Raw genomic sequence first — 1,644 nt, 5'->3', positions numbered from 1 at the left:
ACAAAAAAGAAGTGATGCTTTCTATAAATGAGCACTTGAGTGAGAATTTAGTAAAATTTATTATGGTTATATTTGCAAATAAACGCTCTAGTTTATTGATCCTTATATTAGAAAAATTCTTAAGTCTTGCAAGAGAAAATGAAAATGAATTCGAAATTACTATAAAGTCAGCAGAAACTTTAAAGGAATCTGATATAAAAATAATTACTGAATCTTTGAGCTTTCTTGGTAAAATAATAAAAGTAAGCAATGTGGTTGACCCTTCTATACTAGGTGGCTTCGTAGTTAGGTATGGTTTTAATTTGATCGATGCTTCGCTAAAAAGTTACTTGGATAGGTTAGTTGACTTAATTAAAATGGAAATATTAAAAGTAAGGAATTTTGTATGAAGAACAGTATGAATGTTTCTGAGATAGCAAGTATAATAAGAGAAAAGGTTGAGACGTTTGATAATCCTATAAAGCGGGAAAATATAGGTGAAGTAATTTCAGTAACAGATGGTATCGCATTGGTTTATGGGCTGGAAAAAGCAAAATTCGGTGAAAAGGTATTTTTTGCAAGTGGTGTAGAAGGAATAGTTCTCGATTTAGATCATGATACGGCTGGAATAGTTGTGCTTGGTAATGACCGTGATGTGAAAGAAGGGGACGTTGTAAAATGTAGTGGTGATGTTGTGCAGGTGCCTGTAGGGCATGAATTGTTAGGGAGAGTTGTAAATGCGTTGGGCCATCCTATGGACGACGTTGGGGAAATTAGAGCCAAAAACAGAATGGATATAGAATCTAAAGCGCCAGGCATTATTGATCGTAAGTCTGTGCATGAGCCACTGCAAACAGGAATTAAAATTATAGATTTGCTAATTCCAATAGGTAGAGGGCAGCGTGAATTAATTATTGGTGATAGACAAATTGGTAAAACTACTATTGCGCTTGATACTATTATCAATCAGAAGAAGATTAACGATGAGGTAAACGAAAATCAAAAAGTTTACTGTGTTTATGTTGCTATTGGGCAAAAAATTTCAACAGTAGCAAAAGTGGTAAATAAGCTGAAAGAAAGCGGAGCATTAGAGTATACAACTGTAGTTGTGGCTAGTGCATCTGACTGCGCGCCTATGCAATTTTTAGCACCTTATGCTGGTTGCACTATTGGGGAATTTTTCCGTGACAATGGAATGCATTGTTTGATTATATATGATGATTTATCTAAGCATGCTGTGGCATATAGGCAGATGTCTTTATTGCTCAGACGTCCTCCTGGTCGTGAAGCTTACCCTGGAGATATATTCTATGTACATTCTCGCTTGCTTGAAAGAGCTGCTAAAATGTCTGATAAAAAAGGGCAGGGTTCTTTAACTGCTTTGCCAATTGTCGAAACTCAAGCTGGTGATGTATCTGCATATGTGCCAACAAATGTTATTTCAATTACCGATGGGCAGATCTTTCTTGAGTCTGAATTATTTTATAAAGGATTTCGACCTGCAGTAAATATAGGTTTGTCAGTTTCACGGGTTGGTTCTGCTGCACAACTAAAGTCTGTGAAGAAAGTTGCTGGTTCTATAAAGCTAAGCTTAGCTCAGTATAGAGAATTAGAAGATTTTGCAAAATTTGGTTCTGATCTTGATGCTAGTGTTCAATTATCCTT

At 35.7% G+C, this 1,644-nt stretch carries 2 protein-coding genes; both read left to right on the top strand.

Annotation, left to right across the window (positions count from 1 at the left end):
- Positions 1-389 (top strand): ATP synthase F1 subunit delta (atpH, locus tag ACIPNH_RS00185; RefSeq protein WP_400770779.1); only part of this gene is annotated, 389 nt, incomplete at its 5' end.
- The coding region (atpA, locus tag ACIPNH_RS00180; protein WP_400770776.1) for a F0F1 ATP synthase subunit alpha at positions 386-1,644 on the top strand (1,259 nt) is incomplete at its 3' end. The genes atpH and atpA, both read left to right, overlap by 4 nt.

This window comes from Wolbachia endosymbiont of Drosophila barbarae (genome assembly GCF_044752445.1).
In the GTDB taxonomy this organism is placed as follows: domain Bacteria; phylum Pseudomonadota; class Alphaproteobacteria; order Rickettsiales; family Anaplasmataceae; genus Wolbachia; species Wolbachia pipientis.
Note: the sequence above shows the minus strand (reverse complement) of the source record. Positions and strands in the feature narration are given on the sequence as shown.